The sequence below is a fragment of the Haemophilus influenzae genome, from assembly GCF_900475755.1.
Classification (GTDB): domain Bacteria; phylum Pseudomonadota; class Gammaproteobacteria; order Enterobacterales; family Pasteurellaceae; genus Haemophilus; species Haemophilus influenzae_D.
The window spans coordinates 1,608,881-1,622,724 of record NZ_LS483411.1 but is presented as its reverse complement, the minus strand read 5'-3'; the positions used below and the strand labels follow the sequence as shown (position 1 = coordinate 1,622,724).

Sequence of the window (13,844 nt, the reverse complement as noted above, 5' to 3'; positions counted from 1 at the left end):
AGTTGTTATGAAATTTGTGATTGCACCTGATTCTTTTAAAGAAAGTTTGACCGCACTTGAAGTAGCTACTGCCATTGAAACAGGCTTCAAACGCGTATTCCCTGATGCGGACTATGTAAAATTGCCAATGGCAGATGGGGGCGAAGGTACAGTTCAATCTCTTGTGGATGCCACGCAAGGCAAGCTTATTGAATGTGAAGTCACCGCGCCTTTGGGCGACAAAGTGAAAAGTTTCTTCGGTTTATCGGGAGATGGAAAAACTGCGATTATCGAAATGGCTGCAGCTTCTGGTTTACATCTTGTTCCGCCTGAAAAACGCAATCCCTTGCTTACCACCAGTTACGGCACAGGGGAGTTGATTAAACTGGCATTAGATTTAGGTGTGGAGAGTTTCATTCTTGGCATTGGCGGTAGTGCAACCAACGATGGTGGTGTAGGAATGTTGCAAGCACTAGGGATGCAATGTTTAGATTCGCAAGATAAGCCTATCGGTTTTGGTGGAGCAGAGCTAGCAAATATTGTGAAGATTGACGTTCAACAATTAGATCCACGTTTGCAACAAGTTCACATTGAAGTAGCGTGCGATGTGAATAATCCGCTCTGTGGTGAATGTGGCGCATCTACCATTTTTGGACCACAAAAAGGTGCAACGTCTGAAATGGTGAAACAACTTGATGCTGCACTTTCGCATTTTGCTGAAATTGCCGAACGCGATTGCGGTAAACAAATTCGTGATCAGGCTGGCGCAGGTGCTGCTGGTGGTATGGGTGGTGGATTGCTATTATTACCAAGTGTACAACTGAAAGCAGGTATACAAATTGTGTTAGACCGGTTACGTTTAATCGACTATGTAAAAGATGCTGATGTGGTGATTACGGGTGAAGGGCGAATAGATGCACAAAGTATTATGGGTAAAACGCCAATTGGTGTGGCGCGTACGGCAAAACAGTTCAATAAGCCAGTGATCGCCATCGCAGGGTGTTTGCGTGAAGATTATGATGTGGTGTTTGATCACGGTATTGATGCGGTGTTTCCTATTATTCACCAACTTGGCGATTTATCGGATATTCTCAAACAAGGCGAACAAAATTTAATTTCTTCCGCTCAAAATGTGGCGAGAGTACTGGCATTTAAATTTCATTAATAAATAAGGCTTGTTTTAAATTCGAGCCTTATTCCATGATTATTTATTTTGTGATGTTGAATAATTTCTCGCACCAAAAATCGCAGTGCCAATGCGTACCATTGTAGAACCGCATTTTATTGCGCTCGGCATATCATCGGTCATTCCCATAGAAAGCGTATCTATTTGTTGATTTGGTAAGGCTTGTTTAAGTTGTTCAAATAGATCTGACATTTTTCTGAAAATGGCTTCTTGTTCCGCGATTTTATCAGTTGGTGCGGGTATTGCCATTAAGCCACGTAGGCATAAGTGCGGTAAATTTTCGATGTGTTTTGCCAGTGTTAGCATTTCTTCAGGTTGGAGGCCTGATTTACTTTCTTCATCGCTGATATTAATCTGAATTAATACATTCAATCGAGCCTTGTTGGTCGGTCGTTGTTCATTTAAACGATCTGCAATTTTTGCTCGATCAAGTGTTTGCATCCAATCAAAATGTTCTGCAACAAGACGGGTTTTATTCGATTGTAATGGACCAATAAAATGCCATTCAAGGTTAATACCTTGAGATTCAAAATATTGGATCTTTTCTACACCTTCTTGCACATAATTTTCCCCAAAGGCTATTTGCCCAGCTTGATAAGCCGAAAGAATCGCGGAAATAGGTTTGGTCTTAGATACGGCAAGTAATTTTACGGTATTTTGATTGCGTTTAGCTTCTTCGCAAGCCATTTCAATTTTTTGCTGAATTAGGTTGAGATTATGCTGGATATTCATAGGTTCTCCTTTATAAAAGTGCGGTTAGTTTACACGAAATTTATTGGTTGAGAAAATTTCTGAAAAATTTGTTACTTTCTGTTTGACAAGCTCGGGAAATTTCGGTATTTCTTTACGCATTCATTTTTCAAGATAAAACACAATGAAAAATAACCGCACTTTATCCGTAATCATTAGCACAATTACCACTATTATGATGACCATTATTACAATTAATGGTGCGGGTTAGTGCAGCAAAAAACAGGATACTGAAAACCCGCAATTCAACTGAATAGCGGGTTTTTTTATAAATTTAAAAACACAATATCTCTAGGAGAACCAATTATGCGCGTACTTAAATTTGGCGGCACTTCGCTTGCAAATCCAGAACGTTTTTCCCAAGCGGCGAAATTGATCGAGCAAGCTCATTTAGAAGAGCAGGCTGCTGGTGTTTTATCAGCACCAGCCAAAATAACTAATCATCTCGTCGCCCTTTCTGAAAAAGCTGCATTAAATCAACCAACCGATACACATTTCAACGAAGCAATCGAAATTTTCTATAATATCATCAATGGCTTGCATACCGAAAATAATCAATTCGACTTAAATGGCATCAAGGCGCTTATTGATGCTGAATTTGCTCAAATCAAAGAATTATTAGAAGAAATTCGTCAGGCAGGAAAAGTAGAAGATGCAGTTAAAGCGACGATTGATTGCCGTGGTGAAAAACTTTCTATCGCAATGATGAAAGCTTGGTTTGAAGCGCGTGGCTATAGTGTACATATTGTGGATCCTGTCAAACAATTATTGGCAAAAGGCGGTTATCTTGAGTCTTCTGTTGAAATTGAAGAATCAACAAAACGTGTTGATGCAGCAAGTATCGAAAAAGATAAAGTGGTGTTGATGGCAGGTTTTACTGCGGGTAATGAAAAAGGTGAGTTGGTGCTGCTCGGTCGTAATGGCTCAGACTATTCTGCAGCCTGTTTAGCCGCTTGTTTAGGTGCAAGCGTATGCGAAATTTGGACCGATGTGGATGGCGTTTATACTTGCGATCCGCGTTTAGTGCCTGATGCCCGTTTATTACCAACCCTTTCTTATCGTGAAGCAATGGAACTTTCTTATTTCGGCGCGAAAGTCATTCATCCTCGTACGATTGGCCCATTGTTGCCACAAAATATTCCTTGTGTCATTAAAAATACAGGAAATCCTTCTGCACCAGGTTCTATTATTGATGGCAATGTGAAATCAGAAGGTTTACAAGTCAAAGGTATCACTAACTTAGACAATTTGGCGATGTTTAATGTATCAGGCCCTGGTATGCAAGGCATGGTAGGTATGGCATCTCGTGTATTTTCAGCTATGTCAGGCGCAGGCATTTCAGTTATTTTAATTACTCAGTCTTCATCTGAATATAGTATTAGTTTCTGCGTGCCAGTGAAATCTGCAGAAGTAGCGAAAACTGTGTTAGAAACTGAGTTTGCTAATGAATTAAATGAGCATCAATTAGAAGCAATTGAAGTGATTAAAGATTTATCCATTATTTCTGTTGTGGGCGATGGAATGAAACAAGCGAAGGGCATTGCTGCTCGTTTCTTCTCTGCGTTAGCACAGGCAAATATTAGCATTGTAGCGATTGCACAGGGTTCTAGTGAACGTTCAATTTCTGCAGTTGTGCCACAAAATAAAGCGATCGAAGCCGTAAAAGCTACCCATCAGGCACTTTTCAATAATAAAAAAGTCGTGGATATGTTTTTAGTGGGCGTTGGTGGAGTAGGCGGAGAATTAATAGAGCAGGTAAAGAGCCAAAAGGAGTATTTAGCAAAGAAGAATGTTGAAATTCGTGTCTGCGCTATAGCAAATTCTAATCGTATGTTGCTTGATGAAAATGGATTAAATTTAGAGGATTGGAAAACCGATTTAGAAAATGCGACTCAGCCATCAGATTTTGATGTATTGCTTTCTTTCATTAAATTACATCATGTGGTAAACCCTGTATTTGTAGATTGTACTTCGGCGGAGTCTGTTGCAGGGCTTTATGCTCGTGCGTTAAAAGAAGGTTTCCATGTGGTTACACCAAATAAAAAAGCGAATACACGAGAATTAGCATATTACAATGAATTACGTCAAAATGCTCAAGCAAGCCACCATAAGTTTTTGTATGAAACCAATGTGGGCGCAGGTTTACCAGTTATTGAAAATCTTCAAAACTTACTTGCCGCAGGCGATGAACTTGAATATTTTGAAGGTATTTTATCTGGCTCGCTTTCCTTTATTTTTGGTAAATTAGAAGAGGGACTTTCTCTTTCAGAAGTCACCGCACTTGCGCGAGAAAAAGGCTTTACTGAGCCAGATCCCCGTGATGACCTTTCAGGACAAGATGTAGCGCGTAAATTATTAATTCTGGCTCGTGAAGCAGGAATTGAACTTGAACTTTCCGATGTTGAAGTTGAAGGTGTATTGCCGAAAGGCTTTTCTGAAGGAAAATCTGCAGATGAATTTATGGCAATGTTGCCGCAGCTTGATGAAGAGTTTAAAGCTCGTGTTTCCACCGCTAAAGCTGAAGGCAAAGTATTGCGTTATGTTGGAAAAATTCGTGAAGGTAAATGTAAAGTATCTATTGTTGCAGTGGATCAGAATAACCCACTTTACAAAGTAAAAGATGGCGAAAATGCTTTGGCATTTTATACTCGTTATTACCAACCTATCCCACTTTTATTACGTGGTTATGGCGCAGGCAATGCAGTTACTGCGGCAGGTATCTTTGCAGATATTTTAAGAACATTACAACATTAATAAGGATTTCAGATGTTAAGAATTTATGCTCCAGCATCTAGCGCAAATATTAGTGTAGGATTCGATACTTTAGGTGCTGCGATCTCTCCAATTGATGGTTCTTTGTTAGGCGATGTGGTTCAAATAGAATCTATTTCAAGTGGTTTTGAGTTAGAAAGTGCGGGCTATTTTGTTCGTAAATTACCGAAAGAACCGCAAAAAAATATTGTTTACCAAGCTTATGTGCTATTTACTGAGCAATTAAAATTATGCGGAGCAAATGTAAAACCTTTGCGTTTAACGCTGGAAAAAAATATGCCTATTGGCTCTGGTTTAGGCTCTAGTGCTTGTTCTATTGTTGCTGCATTAGTGGCATTAAATCAGTTTCATAATGAACCTTTTTCGAAAATGGAATTGCTTGAAATGATGGGAGAATTGGAAGGTCGTATTTCTGGTTCAATCCATTATGATAACGTCGCACCTTGCTATCTTGGCGGTGTGCAATTTATGGTGCAATCGTTAGGCAATATTTGTCAAAAGCTTCCATTTTTTGATAATTGGTATTGGGTGTTGGCGTATCCAGGAATTGAAGTTTCTACTGCCGAAGCTCGTGCAATTTTACCGAAAAGCTATACTCGACAAGACGTGATTGCCCATGGTCGTCATTTAGGTGGCTTTGTGCATGCTTGCCATACCCATCAGGAAAACCTTGCGGCGATTATGATGAAAGATGTCATTGCCGAGCCTTATCGTGAATCTCTGTTACCTAATTTTGTTGAAGTAAAACAAGCTACGCGAGACTTAGGCGCACTTGCCACAGGTATTTCAGGCTCTGGACCAACAATTTTCTCTATTGCCCCTGATTTACAAACTGCAATTAAACTTTCAACTTATTTAGAGAATCATTATTTACAAAATAATGAAGGTTTTGTGCATGTATGTAAGGTCGATAACGAAGGCACAAGAGAAATTAAATAAGTTAATTTAAATAGATGAAATCAGATTAAAAACGGATTAAATATGAATTTATACAATATCAAACACCCAGAAGAACAAGTCACTTTTTCTCAGGCTGTTCGTCAAGGTCTTGGGCGGGATCAAGGTTTATTCTTTCCAGAAGTTATTCCTCAACTTAATAACATTAATGAATTACTTGAATTACCTCTTGTTGAGCGTAGTCAAAAAATTCTAGGTGCATTAATTGATGGCGAGTTACCACAAGCAACGTTAGATGCAATGGTAAAAAATGCGTTTACTTTTACCGCGCCATTGGAAAAAGTGGAAAATAATATTTATGCACTTGAATTATTTCATGGCCCAACGCTAGCATTTAAAGATTTTGGTGGGCGTTTTATGGCTCAGGCACTTGCAGCAGTTCGTGGTGATGGCAAAATCACTATTTTAACGGCAACGTCTGGCGATACTGGAGCCGCTGTAGCACATGCGTTTTATGGATTAGAAAATATTAATGTGGTTATCCTTTATCCAAAAGGCAAAATCAGCCCATTGCAAGAAAAGCTATTCTGTACTTTAGGTGGGAATATTCGTACTGTTGCTATTAACGCTGATTTCGATGCGTGTCAGGCTTTAGTTAAGCAAGCCTTTGATGATGTTGAATTACGCCAAACTATAGGGCTCAATTCCGCAAATTCTATTAATATTAGCCGTTTGTTAGCTCAAGTTTGTTATTACTTTGAGGCCGTCGCACAATTACCAAAAGAAAAACGTGATAATGTTGTGGTTTCTGTGCCAAGTGGTAATTTTGGTAACTTAACTGCAGGGTTAATTGCAAAAACCTTAGGCTTGCCGATAAAACGCTTTATCGCCTCAACAAACGCAAATGATACTGTGCCACGTTATTTGAAATCGGGCAATTGGCAGCCTAAAACGACAGTGGCAACCCTTTCTAATGCAATGGATGTCAGTCGCCCAAATAACTGGCCGAGAGTGGAAGAATTGTTTAAACGAAATGATTGGAATTTAACTGATTTAGGTTCGGATATGCTAAGTGATAGTGAAACAGAAGATACCTTAAAAGCGATGCAGGCGAAAGGTTATTTATGTGAACCTCACGGTGCGATAGCTTACCAAGTGCTGAAAGATCAACTTAAAGCGGGTGAAACAGGAATCTTCCTATGTACAGCACATCCAGCGAAATTTAAAGAATCCGTAGAACGTATTCTTGGTATTCAGCTTTCATTACCTGAAGCACTGGATAAACATAATCAGCTACCATTGCTTTCTGATGAAATGGATAATGATTTTGCACAACTACGGGCTTACTTATTGAAGTCATAAAGTGCGGTAAATTTTTATTGTGTTTTGGATAGCATCTGATTTTCAGGTGCTATTTTATTTTTAGAAATAGGGTATTAAGATAAAAAATAAGGATGTATTAACTAATTAGTTTTACATTAATAGAAAGAATAGCTATTTATCAATAAGACAGTGATTTGAAAAAGTAGTATTAAATTTAGGCGATAAAAAAAGACCTTTCGGTGCTTGCTTTATTTTAATAAATGGTGGGTCGTGAAGGATTCGAACCTTCGACCAACGGATTAAAAGTCCGCTGCTCTACCGACTGAGCTAACGACCCAATTAGATGATTTTAAAGTGAATTTTAAAACCTTTAGATTGGTATTTAAATGGTGCCCGAAGCCAGACTTGAACTGGCACGCCTCGAAAGGCGAGGGATTTTAAATCCCTTGTGTCTACCGATTCCACCACTCGGGCATATAGACAACTAACATTTGCGTATTATGGAGGCGTGTCCCGGAGTCGAACCGAGCTACATGGATTTGCAATCCAGTGCATAACCGCTTTGCTAACACGCCACGAATTGGAGCGGGAAACGAGGCTCGAACTCGCGACCCCGACCTTGGCAAGGTCGTGCTCTACCAACTGAGCTATTCCCGCATTCGCTGTTAGTGGTGCGCATTTTACGGAAATTCAGATAACTGTCAATTACAGATTTAAAAAAATTGTCTAACCGTTTAAAAAAAGTTCATTTTGTTTAAATAAATTACAGAAAATGATGGAAAAATGGAATTTTATGTAATTTTCTAATTTCTACTTTTATCACTTTTTCCTTTGTGCCAAAATGTTAAACGTTTTTTAGCACGTAAAGTGCGGTTGATTTTTTCATTATTTTTAGAGGATGTTATGACACAACAATATGCTATCGATACTTTATTAGCTCAAGCAGGCAATCGCAGTGATGAGCGTACGGGCGCGGTTTCTGCACCAATTTTTCTTTCTACGGCTTATGGTCATTATGGTATCGGTGAAAGTACGGGATTTGATTACACACGTACCAAAAACCCAACTCGTACAGTATTAGAAGAAACGATAGCTAAATTAGAAAATGGAGATCGTGGTTTTGCGTTTTCTTCTGGGATGGCGGCAATTCAAGTTTTGATGACGCTTTTCACTGCACCAGATGAATGGATTGTTTCTAGCGATGTGTATGGTGGTACTTATCGACTATTAGATTTTTCTTATAAAAATAACAATAGTGTAAAACCTGTTTATGTTAATACAGCATCTGCTTCAGAAATTGAATCTGCCATTAACCCAAATACGAAAGCGATTTTTATTGAAACCCCATCAAATCCTTTAATGGAAGAATGTGATGTAGTTGAAATTGCAAAACTTGCGAAAAAATATAATTTGATGTTGATCGTGGATAATACGTTTTTAACGCCTGTGCTTTCTCGCCCATTAGATTTAGGCGCTGATGTGGTGATTCACAGCGGGACTAAATATATTGCTGGTCATAATGATGTACTTGTCGGGTTGATTGTTGCAAAAGGGCAAGAACTTTGTGATCGCATTGCTTATATTCAAAATGGTGCGGGTGCAGTACTTTCTCCGTTTGATTCTTGGCTGACTATTCGTGGTATGAAGACACTTTCTTTGCGTATGAAACGCCATCAAGAAAATGCACAAGCCATTGCGGAATTTTTAAAAGCTCAACCACAAGTGGAATCAGTGCTTTATCCGAATAAAGGTGGGATGCTGTCTTTCCGTTTGCAAGATGAAGCTTGGGTTAATACATTCTTAAAATCCATCAAATTGATTACTTTTGCAGAAAGTCTAGGCGGCACAGAAAGTTTTATTACTTATCCTGCCACTCAAACCCATATGGATATTCCAGAATCCGAGCGTGTAGCTCGTGGGATTACTAATACCTTGCTGCGTTTTTCAGTCGGTATTGAAGATGTAGAAGATATTAAAGCGGATTTATTACAGGCTTTTGCAAACTTAAAATAATTGGAGCAAACCATGAAAATTGCAATCTATAGCACTAAAAGCTATGACAGAAAATATATTGAGCTCATTAACGCGAAATATAATTTCGATTTAGAATTTTTTGATTTTATGTTGAACGAGAGTACTGCACGTTTGGCAGAGCATTGCGAAGTAGTATGCATTTTCGTGAATGATAATGGTAGTAGAAAAGTATTAGAAAAATTAGCCGCACTTGGTGTGAAAATCGTGGCTTTGCGCTGTGCGGGTTTCAATAATGTTGATTTAAAAGCCGCTCAAGAATTGGGCATTCAAGTTGTACGCGTTCCCGCTTATTCGCCTGAAGCAGTGGCAGAGCATACCATCGGTTTGATGATGACACTGAACCGTCGAATTCATCGTGCTTATCAGCGTACCCGAGAAGCGAATTTCTCTCTTGAGGGGTTAATTGGTTTCAATATGCACGGACGCACGGTCGGCGTGATCGGGACAGGAAAAATCGGGATCGCAGTGATGGGCATTTTGAAAGGTTTTGGCATGAATATCTTGGCGTACGATCCTTTCAAAAATCCAGTGGTGGAAGACTTTGGTGGACAATATGTTGAATTGGATGAGCTTTATGCTAAATCTCATGTGATTACGCTCCATTGCCCAGCAACGCCAGAAAACTATCATTTATTAAATCGCGAGGCTTTTGCAAAAATGAAAGATGGCGTGATGATAGTTAATACTAGTCGTGGCTCTTTGATTGATACTCAAGCTGCAATTGATGCGTTAAAACAGCGTAAAATCGGGGCGTTAGGTATGGACGTTTATGAGAATGAACGAGATTTGTTCTTTGAAGATAAGTCTAACGAAGTGATTCAAGATGATATTTTCCGCCGTTTATCTTCTTGCCATAATGTGTTGCTAACAGGTCACCAAGCGTTTTTAACCGAAGAGGCACTAACGAATATTGCGGATGTGATTTTATCAAATGTTTATAAATTGAAATTGGGCAAAGTGTGTGAAAATATTGTTTTGCCGTCTTAGCTTTTGGCAATTAAAACGATTAGTTTACATTTTTTTAAACGGTGTTATTCTGCACCGCACTTGTAAGTTTAAAAAAAGCCCTTATATAGGGATTCCATTCACAAAATAAGGAAAACAAAATGAGCGAAGTATTACACATTAATGACGCAGATTTTGAAAGTGTTGTAGTTAATTCAAATATCCCCGTTTTATTAGACTTTTGGGCACCTTGGTGTGGTCCTTGCAAAATGATTGCTCCAGTGTTAGATGAACTTGCGCCTGAATTTGCAGGTAAAGTTAAAATCGTGAAAATGAATGTGGATGACAACCAAGCAACCCCAGCACAATTTGGTGTTCGTAGTATCCCAACATTATTATTGATTAAAAATGGTCAAGTTGTTGCAACTCAAGTTGGTGCATTACCAAAAACTCAATTGGCTAACTTCATTAACCAACATATTTAATCGTTGCTTAAAGTTATAAGTAACTTTAGAGCATTGATAAGATTGCCCCTTAATGGGGCAATTTTTTTATCTGATATTTTGAGAAACAATCTGATGCTAATCAAAGCACTTGCTCAAATTCTATATTTAAAGGAAAGGCTTTTTCTGCTCGTTGAACAATCTGATCTACGGTTTCTACCTCATCAGAACGAGGATTGATAACGCCTAAGCCTAAAATACATTTTTGTCTTAAGATTTTACTTTCTAATAACGAACTTAATTCTCCCGCTCTTGGTATAGAAAATTCGAGCATTAAAATATCAGGTAATGCCGATTCAAATAAATCTACTAATGATGTATAAGGCTCGCACAGTAATACGCTTTCATCTTTGGTCCAGTTGCCACGGCATACATGTAATGCGGTTTTGATATTTTTATTTCTTGCATACTCAAAGATTTGAGTAATTAAACGTTTTGCAAATTGTAGTTCCGCTAACTTTCTCACCTGAGTATAGATTTGCGACATAATATATCTTTATTGTGTGTTGAGAAAAACTTTCTACGAGGCGGATATTATTATGCTCAGTTTCTTTTTTCTATTATTTAATTCAAAATAATTTCAGTAATGTGACGTGGATCAAGAAAAAATCTGGCAAGCATTTTCCCATGTGACTTTTTTAATCAATTCAGCAGGTTCATTTCTTAAGACACAAAGGGCTTTGAAACTTTCCACAATACGTTCTGGTCGATTAGGTTGGCCTTGAAAACCAAATACAGGCATATCTGGACTGTCTGTTTCCAACACTAAGGCGTCAAGTGGTAGTTTTGTAATCGCTTGACGAGTTTTATTAGCTCGTTCATAAGTGATGGTGCCGCCAACTCCGATTTTATAGCCTAAATCAACAAAGCGTTTTGCTTGATCGTAGCTTCCTGAAAAACCGTGTACCACGCCAAGTTTAGATAATGGAATACGTTTTAAAAAAGTAAAAATTTGATCATGTGTTTTTCGACTGTGAATATTGACGGGTAAATTAAATTGTTTTGCCAAATAAAGTTGGCTTTCAAAAAAATGACATTGCTTTGCCCAAAGTTCATCGGTGAGCAAATCGGGAATCGCGCGTTCCAAACCAATTTCTGCCACCGCCGTGCAATTTGTATCACGATTTTTTAAGGCTTGTTCTAACAGAATCAAATCATTTTCGGCGTGTGCTTTAATATAAAGAGGATGTAGCCCAAGCCCATAGTGCAAATTATCAGGAAAAAGTGCGGTCATATTTTGGATTGTTTTAAAATCAGCTTCTTTCACCGCCACAATCAGTATTTTTTGCACATCGGCTTGCTTAGCATTATCAATAAGCTGTGATAAAGGTTCCCCTGTAAATTGTTGGAGATAATCGAGATGCGTGTGAGTGTCGAAGAAAGGCATGGGCATTTTCCTTTAGGTCGATAAAAAATGGCGGAATTCATCCGCCATTTGCCATTATTCTACTGAAACCGATGTAATCACTACATCTTCAGTTGGAACATCTTGATGAAAGCCTTTGTTGCCTGTTTTCACTTTTTTGATTTTATCAACAACATCCATACCTTCAACCACTTCGCCAAATACTGCATAGCCCCATTCTTGAACGACTTCGCGACCAAACATTTCTTTTGAACGATAATTTAAGAAATCATTGTCTGCCACGTTAATGAAAAATTGTGCTGTCGCTGAATGTGGATCTGAAGTGCGAGCCATTGCAATGGTTCCACGTTTGTTACTTAAACGATTGTTCGCTTCATTTTGGATTGGGGCTTTAGTTGCTTTTTCGCGCATACCGCTTTCCATACCGCCACCTTGAATCATAAAGCCATCAATAACACGATGAAAAATTGTGTTATTATAAAAACCTTCTTTGCAGTAATTTAAGAAGTTTTCTGCTGTAACTGGAGCTTTATCAAAATCCAATTTAATTTTAATGTCGCCAAAGTTTGTGTGTAATGTAACCATTTTGTTTTCCCTCTAAAAAATTAAGGGTTGTATTATTCCACAATCGAGGTAAAAGTGCTATAAAAGTGCGGTTTGTTTTTATTTCATTTTACGAGCTTAAAAATGCTAAAAATTTTCAATACCTTAACGAGAGAAAAAGAAATCTTTAAACCTATCCACGAAAATAAAGTGGGAATGTATGTTTGTGGTGTCACTGTTTATGATTTATGCCATATCGGTCATGGACGCACTTTTGTGTGTTTTGATGTGATTGCCCGTTATTTGCGTTCTTTGGGTTACGATTTAACTTATGTACGTAATATTACGGACGTAGATGACAAAATTATTAAACGTGCGTTAGAAAACAAAGAAACCTGCGATCAGTTAGTGGATCGCATGGTGCAGGAAATGTATAAAGATTTTGATGCACTTAATGTATTACGCCCTGATTTTGAACCTCGTGCGACGCATCATATTCCAGAAATTATTGAAATTGTGGAAAAATTAATTAAACGCGGACATGCTTATGTTGCGGATAATGGGGACGTGATGTTTGATGTAGAAAGCTTCAAAGAATACGGCAAATTATCCCGTCAAGATCTTGAGCAATTACAAGCTGGTGCACGTATTGAAATCAATGAAATCAAGAAAAATCCAATGGATTTCGTGCTTTGGAAAATGTCAAAAGAAAACGAGCCAAGTTGGGCTTCCCCTTGGGGCGCAGGTCGTCCAGGTTGGCATATTGAATGTTCAGCGATGAACTGCAAACAGCTTGGCGAACATTTTGATATTCACGGTGGTGGCTCTGATTTAATGTTCCCTCACCACGAAAATGAAATCGCACAATCTTGCTGTGCGCATGGCGGACAATATGTGAATTATTGGATTCATTCCGGCATGATCATGGTAGACAAAGAAAAAATGTCGAAATCCCTCGGCAATTTCTTCACAATTCGTGATGTATTAAACCACTACAATGCAGAAGCGGTACGTTATTTCTTATTAACAGCACATTATCGTAGCCAGCTCAATTATAGCGAAGAAAACTTGAATTTAGCACAAGGTGCGTTGGAACGTTTATACACGGCTTTACGCGGAACAGATCAAAGTGCGGTTGCTTTTGGCGGAGAAAATTTTGTTGCAACTTTCCGTGAAGCAATGGATGATGATTTTAATACGCCAAATGCACTTTCTGTTTTATTCGAAATGGCACGTGAAATTAATAAGTTAAAAACAGAAGATGTTGAGAAAGTTAATGGACTTGCTGCACGTTTGCGTGAATTGGGTGCGATTTTAGGATTACTTCAACAAGAACCAGAGAAATTCTTACAAGCAGGTTCTAACGATGATGAAGTGGCAAAAATTGAAGCACTGATTAAACAACGCAATGAAGCGCGTGCGGCTAAAGATTGGTCTGCCGCAGATTCAGCACGTAATGAATTGACAGCTATGGGCATCGTATTAGAAGATGGGCCGAATGGAACAACTTGGCGTAAGCAATAAATTTAAACGTTAAATCACTTTC

12 protein-coding genes, 4 tRNA genes and 1 other annotated feature are annotated in these 13,844 nt (G+C 38.5%); of the genes, 8 read left to right on the top strand and 8 right to left on the bottom strand.

What is annotated here, in order from left to right:
• The first annotated feature begins 7 nt into the window (after positions 1-7).
• A complete protein-coding gene (locus DQN24_RS07925; protein ID WP_021034965.1) occupies positions 8-1,144 on the top strand; it encodes a glycerate kinase in 1,137 nt (378 codons plus the stop codon).
• Between the two features lie 39 nt (positions 1,145-1,183).
• Here DQN24_RS07925 and DQN24_RS07920 read toward each other — a convergent pair whose 3' ends face one another.
• The gene (locus DQN24_RS07920; protein WP_021034966.1) at positions 1,184-1,897 is read right to left on the bottom strand and encodes a YggS family pyridoxal phosphate-dependent enzyme; all 714 of its coding nucleotides are present in this window, start codon (positions 1,895-1,897) and stop codon (positions 1,184-1,186) included.
• A gap of 170 nt (positions 1,898-2,067) precedes the next feature.
• Positions 2,068-2,186: a sequence feature (Thr leader region), on the top strand.
• 35 nt (positions 2,187-2,221) lie between these two features.
• On the opposite strand from DQN24_RS07920, the gene thrA reads away from it, so the two are divergent.
• Genes thrA through thrC form a run of 3 tightly spaced genes read left to right on the top strand, consistent with a single transcriptional unit; the run spans position 2,222 to position 6,946 of the window.
• Positions 2,222-4,669, top strand: a complete 2,448-nt coding sequence (gene thrA, locus DQN24_RS07915; RefSeq protein WP_021034967.1) for a bifunctional aspartate kinase/homoserine dehydrogenase I — start codon at positions 2,222-2,224, stop codon at positions 4,667-4,669.
• Between the two features lie 12 nt (positions 4,670-4,681).
• On the top strand, positions 4,682-5,626 hold the full coding sequence (gene thrB, locus DQN24_RS07910) for a homoserine kinase (RefSeq protein ID WP_021034968.1): 945 nt from the start codon (positions 4,682-4,684) through the stop codon (positions 5,624-5,626).
• 42 nt (positions 5,627-5,668) lie between these two features.
• Entirely contained in the window at positions 5,669-6,946 is a 1,278-nt protein-coding gene (gene thrC / locus DQN24_RS07905) for a threonine synthase (RefSeq protein ID WP_111695676.1), read from the top strand.
• Positions 6,947-7,168: 222 nt separating this feature from the next.
• On the opposite strand, the gene DQN24_RS07900 is transcribed toward thrC, so the two are convergent.
• The 4 genes from DQN24_RS07900 to DQN24_RS07885 all read right to left on the bottom strand — a co-directional run bounded on the left by DQN24_RS07900 (position 7,169) and on the right by DQN24_RS07885 (position 7,564).
• Positions 7,169-7,244 (bottom strand) — tRNA-Lys (locus tag DQN24_RS07900).
• Between the two features lie 50 nt (positions 7,245-7,294).
• Positions 7,295-7,381, bottom strand: a tRNA-Leu gene (locus tag DQN24_RS07895).
• 27 nt (positions 7,382-7,408) lie between these two features.
• Positions 7,409-7,482 (bottom strand) — tRNA-Cys (locus DQN24_RS07890).
• 6 nt (positions 7,483-7,488) lie between these two features.
• Positions 7,489-7,564: transfer RNA gene (locus tag DQN24_RS07885), tRNA-Gly, on the bottom strand.
• Positions 7,565-7,810: 246 nt separating this feature from the next.
• Here DQN24_RS07885 and DQN24_RS07880 point away from each other — a divergent pair.
• The 3 genes from DQN24_RS07880 to trxA all read left to right on the top strand — a co-directional run bounded on the left by DQN24_RS07880 (position 7,811) and on the right by trxA (position 10,371).
• Positions 7,811-8,920: a methionine biosynthesis PLP-dependent protein gene (locus DQN24_RS07880; RefSeq protein ID WP_172453988.1), complete on the top strand. Its 1,110-nt coding sequence runs from the start codon at positions 7,811-7,813 to the stop codon at positions 8,918-8,920.
• A gap of 12 nt (positions 8,921-8,932) precedes the next feature.
• Positions 8,933-9,928 carry a 2-hydroxyacid dehydrogenase gene (locus tag DQN24_RS07875; protein WP_111695675.1) on the top strand — a complete coding sequence of 332 codons (996 nt, stop codon included), beginning with the start codon at positions 8,933-8,935 and terminating at the stop codon, positions 9,926-9,928.
• 119 nt (positions 9,929-10,047) lie between these two features.
• On the top strand, positions 10,048-10,371 hold the full coding sequence (trxA, locus tag DQN24_RS07870; protein WP_050846833.1) for a thioredoxin: 324 nt from the start codon (positions 10,048-10,050) through the stop codon (positions 10,369-10,371).
• 100 nt (positions 10,372-10,471) lie between these two features.
• Here trxA and DQN24_RS09170 read toward each other — a convergent pair whose 3' ends face one another.
• The 3 genes from DQN24_RS09170 to DQN24_RS07855 all read right to left on the bottom strand — a co-directional run bounded on the left by DQN24_RS09170 (position 10,472) and on the right by DQN24_RS07855 (position 12,340).
• Positions 10,472-10,876 (bottom strand): hypothetical protein, encoded by a 405-nt coding sequence (locus tag DQN24_RS09170; protein ID WP_227894290.1) that lies wholly within the window; start codon positions 10,874-10,876, stop codon positions 10,472-10,474.
• A gap of 111 nt (positions 10,877-10,987) precedes the next feature.
• A complete protein-coding gene (locus tag DQN24_RS07860; RefSeq protein ID WP_021034974.1) occupies positions 10,988-11,776 on the bottom strand; it encodes a TatD family hydrolase in 789 nt (262 codons plus the stop codon).
• A 54-nt stretch (positions 11,777-11,830) separates the two neighbouring features.
• A complete protein-coding gene (locus tag DQN24_RS07855; protein WP_005690982.1) occupies positions 11,831-12,340 on the bottom strand; it encodes a peptidylprolyl isomerase in 510 nt (169 codons plus the stop codon).
• Between the two features lie 102 nt (positions 12,341-12,442).
• Between DQN24_RS07855 and cysS the strand changes: the two genes are divergently transcribed.
• The gene (gene cysS, locus DQN24_RS07850; protein ID WP_021034975.1) at positions 12,443-13,822 is read left to right on the top strand and encodes a cysteine--tRNA ligase; all 1,380 of its coding nucleotides are present in this window, start codon (positions 12,443-12,445) and stop codon (positions 13,820-13,822) included.
• The last annotated feature ends 22 nt before the right edge of the window (positions 13,823-13,844 follow it).

Coding starts and splice junctions, on each gene's coding strand:
- trxA (WP_050846833.1), top strand. CDS start 10,048: ATGAGCGAAGTATTACACATTAATGACGCAGATTTTGAAAGTGTTGTA.
- thrB (WP_021034968.1), top strand. CDS start 4,682: ATGTTAAGAATTTATGCTCCAGCATCTAGCGCAAATATTAGTGTAGGA.
- DQN24_RS07860 (WP_021034974.1), bottom strand. CDS start 11,776: ATGCCTTTCTTCGACACTCACACGCATCTCGATTATCTCCAACAATTT.
- DQN24_RS07880 (WP_172453988.1), top strand. CDS start 7,811: ATGACACAACAATATGCTATCGATACTTTATTAGCTCAAGCAGGCAAT.
- thrC (WP_111695676.1), top strand. CDS start 5,669: ATGAATTTATACAATATCAAACACCCAGAAGAACAAGTCACTTTTTCT.
- DQN24_RS07855 (WP_005690982.1), bottom strand. CDS start 12,340: ATGGTTACATTACACACAAACTTTGGCGACATTAAAATTAAATTGGAT.
- cysS (WP_021034975.1), top strand. CDS start 12,443: ATGCTAAAAATTTTCAATACCTTAACGAGAGAAAAAGAAATCTTTAAA.
- DQN24_RS07875 (WP_111695675.1), top strand. CDS start 8,933: ATGAAAATTGCAATCTATAGCACTAAAAGCTATGACAGAAAATATATT.
- DQN24_RS07925 (WP_021034965.1), top strand. CDS start 8: ATGAAATTTGTGATTGCACCTGATTCTTTTAAAGAAAGTTTGACCGCA.
- DQN24_RS07920 (WP_021034966.1), bottom strand. CDS start 1,897: ATGAATATCCAGCATAATCTCAACCTAATTCAGCAAAAAATTGAAATG.
- thrA (WP_021034967.1), top strand. CDS start 2,222: ATGCGCGTACTTAAATTTGGCGGCACTTCGCTTGCAAATCCAGAACGT.
- DQN24_RS09170 (WP_227894290.1), bottom strand. CDS start 10,876: ATGTCGCAAATCTATACTCAGGTGAGAAAGTTAGCGGAACTACAATTT.